Here is a 4,748-nt window from a genome sequence, read left to right on the forward strand (position 1 = left end):
TTGTCAGACTACTTCGGTAGCAAATCCCGATGAAGCGTCAAGAATCACCGCTCCTTTAGGACGGTGAGCATTTCAATCAGACACCGACTCCAACGACCAAATCCTCGCTGACCTGAAAGCCTCCCTCCACCAAGCCAAAGCGGGACAAACCTTCCCCATTGAGGAGCTCTGGGACGGCATCAATGTCTGAGATGCCAGTCCAACTCAAATTCACGGCACTTTTCAAACGTCGCCTCAAAGGACTCGCTAAAAAGTATCGCCAAATTCAAACCGATGTTCAGCCCGTCCTCGATGAGATTATCCAAGGAAACTTCATCGGAAACTAGATTGCAGGCACCCAATACACCGTTTACAAAGTCCGGGCTAAAAACAGTGATGCCCAAGTTGGTAAGAGCGGTGGCTATCGTTTGATTTATCAAGTTGAATCACCGACTCAGGTTGTTTTACACCTGATTTACTGGAAATCAGAACAAGCAAACGTCTCGGCCGAGGAAATCCAGACTGCGATCGCACAATACCACGCAGAACCAGGCGAATAAGACATTTTTCAAGTCTAAACTTTGGATATCGCCGACATTGATATCATATATGGCCCAAGTCCCGACCTTCTTGCTGCAGCAGTGTATCTTTGAGAGTTGACACAAATTTTTTAAACTTGTGCTAACTCTTGACTACATACTGACTAGAGTGAAAAATATGCAAAAACGCAAGCAACAAACGAACCAACCTATGAACTTTTCCCAGAAGTCAGGGGGCAAAAGTGCCACATCCCCAAAAATCAACTCAACACACAATCTCGGCTTGGGAGGATTGCAGAAATTACTTTTTGCCGCCGGAATAGCCTCTCTGTGCGCTAGCTGTCAAAATCCTCCAGCACCCACCGCCACAACTCCCGGAGGCAGCCCCGGAACCAGTCCTGCAGCCACTCCCGTCGCAGTCAGCAGCCCCGGAGACCCAAATACTGTCAAAATTGTCTCCATGCTCCCCATGACAGGCAGCGCCTTGGGTCAAGCTCAAACAATGGTCAACGGCATCCAACAAGCCCTCGCCGAAACCAACTCCAAAGCTTGCGACGGCAAAATCCAAATCCAATACGAAGTTTTCGATGACGCCACCGCCGCCGCCGGCAAATGGGACCCGGCCCAAGTAACGTCGAACTCCAACAAAGCCGTAGCTGACGGTTCGGTAGTTGCCGTCATCGGTCACTATAACTCCGGTGCCGCCAAACTTTCCATTCCCGTGCTCAACCAAGCTAACATCGTCATGATCAGTCCGGCCAACACTTATCCGGGACTGACGAAACCAGGAAAAGGCGAAGCCAAAGAACCCAACGTTTATTATCCCGCTGGCACTCGTAATTTCAGCCGCGTTGTCCCCGCTGACGACCTTCAAGGTGCTGTAGCTGGCAACTGGGCGAAATCTTTAGGCGTGCAAAAAGTCTACATTCTCGACGATCAAGAACTCTACGGCAAAGGCATCGCTGATGTTTTTGAAGCAACTTCTAAAAAGTTGGGAATTCAAGTCCTCGGAAGAGAAGGAATTGATATTAAAGCTAGCGACTATAAGGCGTTAATGAATAAGATCAAAGCTTTAAATCCCGACATGATTTACCTTGGAGGCACTACTCAAAGCAATGCCGGACAAATAATTAAAGACATGAGAAATGTCGGAATGACGCCTGAGGCAGTTAAGTTCATGGGGCCCGACGGCATTAAAGAGCAAGCTTTAATTGACGCGGCAGGCAAAGATGCCGAAGGAATTTACGCTACTTTTGGCGGCTTGCCTCCTCAAGAATTGACTGGTGCGGGTGCGAAGTGGTACGAAAGTTACAAGGCAAAATATAATGCTGAACCCGAAGCTTATGCAGCTTACGCCTATGAAGCTGCTAAAGTTGCGATCGGCGCAATTAATAAAGTTTGCAAAAATGACCGCGCTGCTATCCGCGAAGCTGTCTTGGCAACTAAAGATTTTAACGGGGTACTCGGCACTTGGAGTTTTGACACCAACGGCGACACGAGCTTGACTACAATGTCAGGAAATGTTGTTAAAGGTGGCAAGTGGGAGTTCGTGAATGCGCTCAAGACGGAATAATTAATCAGAAGGAAGAGGGAAGTTCGGCAACAGATTTTATAACGGATGTAACGGATGTAACGGATATCGGGAAGAAGGAAGAAGGGATAATAAAAAATTATGCCTTTTTCCTTCTTCCTCCAAAGTCCCATGCCCGATGCCCAATTCCCAATTCCCGATTCCCGATTCTCGATTTCCAATTCCCAATTCCCCATTCCCAATTCCCAATTCCCAATTACTCAAAAACATGAAGAACTGGAAAAGTATTCTCTTCTATCTAGGTGTAGTTTATATAGTTTTGCTATTAGGCCCGATCGCAGGATTTGATTTGCCCAAAATTATTGGCGAAATAATCCGCAGTCCTGAAGTTCTGATTCAACAATTGTTAGTGGGTCTGGTCAACGGGGCGCTGATTGCAATTATTGCTTTGGGTTACACGATGGTTTACGGCATTATTGAGTTAATCAATTTTGCTCACGGCGATTTGTATATGTTGGGCGCTTTTGCTTCGCTAACTGTGTTCGGAGCTTTTGGGATTCAAGACGGTACACCTTTAAATATCGCAATACCGGTGATGTTAGTCGCTTTAATTGTATGTTCGTTGTTTTGTGCTGGACTGAATATTGTTGTCGAAAAGTACGCTTATCGGCCTTTGCGAAATGCTCCCCGTTTGGCTGCTTTAATTTCGGCAATTGGAGTTTCTTTTATTTTCCAAAATATGGGGCTGTTTTGGGGAGGATTGAAAGCTTTTCTTCCGGTGATGGGTTCTAATTCTGCTGCTCCGAAAAGTTTTCCCGATTTGTTACCGCGAGTTGATATTTTCAAAAGTTTGGGAATTCAAACGAGTATTGTATTTACTACAAAAGATTTAATTGTGTTGGTGGTGGCGGTTGTATTGATGGTTTTGCTTCATGTTTTTGTGCAATACACTCGTCTGGGAAAGGCGATGCGGGCAACGGCTCAAAGCCGCGATGCTGCTAAAATTATGGGAATTAATGTGGATCAGATTATTGCTCTAACTTTTTTGATTGGGGGAGCTTTGGCGGGTTCGGCTGGGATTCTGGTTGGCCTGTACAACAATACTATTGTTTTTACGATGGGGTTTACGGCGGGTTTGAGGGCTTTTACGGCAGCGGTTTTGGGGGGAATTGGCAATATTGTCGGGGCGATGTTAGGAGGGGTTTTGATTGGGTTGCTTTCGTCTTTGAGCGATCAGTATTTGTCGAGCCGCTGGACTAATGCTTGGGTGTTTGGGGTTTTGGTGGTGATTTTGGCTTTTCGGCCAGGGGGTTTGTTGGGTGAGAATGTTCAGGAGAAGGTTTAAAGTTGCTGGGTTGAAAAAATGGCAAAAGACATTTATCATTATCAAGTAAGGACTGCTTTAGAAAAGGATCGGTGGATAATTACAGACGATCCTTTGACTCTGCAATTTGGTTCGCAGTGTGTTTGTGGATTTGGGAGCTAAAAAGCTGCTAGCAGCCGAACGCGATGGACAAAGAATTGCAGTTGAAATCAAAAGTTTTGTCGGCAAATCTCTAGTAAAAGATTGGGGAAATGCGATTGGGCAATACATTTTGTATTTGAAAATAATATCGAAAAAAGAACCAGAGCGTACCCTATATCTTGCAATTACTGAAGAGATTTATATCAGCTTCTTTAATGAAGATATCGTACAAATTGTACTGACAGACGGAGTAATAAAAATTATCGTTGTCGATACTATTCAGGAGGTTATTACCAGATGGATAAACTAGACAAATACCGCGACTTAATTTATAAAATTCTGTCGTACTATGCCAGCCTACCGTACAGATACGCCGAGATTAATAACAAAGTCATTGTTAGCGAAGACCGCAATGATTTTTTATTGATGAGTGAAGGCTGGGAGGGCCAAAAGCGACTTCACTACTGCCTCGTTCACGTTGAAATTCGCAACGGCAAACTCTGGATTCATTATGACGGTATTGAAGACGGCATTACCGATGAATTACTGGAGGGTGGCGTTCCTGAAAATTGCATTGTTTTGGCATTTCATTCGCCGGAAGTCCGCAAACATACCGGATTTGCGATCGCCTAAAATATACGCTTGCGAAAAATATCACACCCAAATCCCCGACTTCTTCAAGCAGTTGGGGATCTAAAGTGCGATCCAATGCTACCCAAGTTAAGATGAAAGTTGAAGGTGATTATAGAATTCTTGGGCATCAAGAGATTTTGATGTATTACCTGCTCGAATATAAAATTCCGAACCTTTTTTGCTCTTGAAAAAAACTGGTTTGGTTGACTTTTTTACATCAATGGCGCAAACATTTTTACCTTCAATGATTTCAAAGCGAGTTTTGATCAGCTGTGTAAAGGTATTACCCATCCAATTGCCGACTAAGTGTATGATTGTCTGCTCAAACTGATCCTGATTTCCTTGGGAAAGTAAGGAGAAATCTTTCTCTAAGCCAAAAATATTGCCATTATTTTCCACACCAATAATTAATGTTCCTCCTTCACTGTTTAGGAAGGCAGCAATAGTTTTCAAAATGTTTATCCTAAGATCCTCGTTCTTACGGTCTTGGTTGACATCCCATTGAAAAGTGCTTTTGTATTCTAACCTAGGGCTTGCTGAAAAAGTAAGAAAACAGCATTTAGAAAGATGAATGAACTCGCGAATCCCTTGATAATATAAG

Annotated in this window: 6 protein-coding genes and 1 pseudogene; 5 read left to right on the forward strand and 2 right to left on the reverse strand. The window is 44.1% G+C overall.

Features of this window, described 5'->3' with window-relative positions; translation table 11 throughout:
• Positions 1-182: 182 nt before the first annotated feature.
• Entirely contained in the window at positions 183-326 is a 144-nt protein-coding gene (locus tag QUA74_RS29260; RefSeq protein ID WP_333336206.1) for a hypothetical protein, read from the forward strand.
• A 370-nt stretch (positions 327-696) separates the two neighbouring features.
• Positions 697-2,091 carry a branched-chain amino acid ABC transporter substrate-binding protein gene (locus tag QUA74_RS29265; RefSeq protein WP_333336209.1) on the forward strand — a complete coding sequence of 465 codons (1,395 nt, stop codon included), beginning with the start codon at positions 697-699 and terminating at the stop codon, positions 2,089-2,091.
• Between the two features lie 36 nt (positions 2,092-2,127).
• On the opposite strand, the gene QUA74_RS29270 is transcribed toward QUA74_RS29265, so the two are convergent.
• Positions 2,128-2,319: a hypothetical protein gene (locus tag QUA74_RS29270; protein ID WP_333336212.1), complete on the reverse strand. Its 192-nt coding sequence runs from the start codon at positions 2,317-2,319 to the stop codon at positions 2,128-2,130.
• On the opposite strand from QUA74_RS29270, the gene QUA74_RS29275 reads away from it, so the two are divergent.
• The 3 genes and pseudogenes from QUA74_RS29275 (at position 2,318) to QUA74_RS29285 (ending at position 4,147) form a co-directional block, all read left to right on the forward strand.
• Positions 2,318-3,394, forward strand: coding sequence for a branched-chain amino acid ABC transporter permease (locus QUA74_RS29275; protein ID WP_333336215.1), 1,077 nt, complete (start codon positions 2,318-2,320; stop codon positions 3,392-3,394). The genes QUA74_RS29270 and QUA74_RS29275 overlap by 2 nt on opposite strands.
• Positions 3,395-3,412: 18 nt before the next feature.
• Positions 3,413-3,824 (forward strand): annotated as a pseudogene (locus QUA74_RS29280) (element excision factor XisH family protein).
• On the forward strand, positions 3,812-4,147 hold the full coding sequence (locus QUA74_RS29285) for a XisI protein (RefSeq protein WP_333316135.1): 336 nt from the start codon (positions 3,812-3,814) through the stop codon (positions 4,145-4,147). Before QUA74_RS29280 ends, QUA74_RS29285 begins: the two are co-directional and overlap by 13 nt.
• An 87-nt stretch (positions 4,148-4,234) precedes the next feature.
• Here the strand turns inward: QUA74_RS29285 and QUA74_RS29290 are convergent.
• Positions 4,235-4,748 (reverse strand): ATP-binding protein (locus QUA74_RS29290; RefSeq protein WP_333336218.1); only part of this gene is annotated, 514 nt, incomplete at its 5' end.

Source organism: Microcoleus sp. LAD1_D3 (assembly GCF_036702135.1).
Classification (GTDB): Bacteria; Cyanobacteriota; Cyanobacteriia; order Cyanobacteriales; family Microcoleaceae; genus Microcoleus.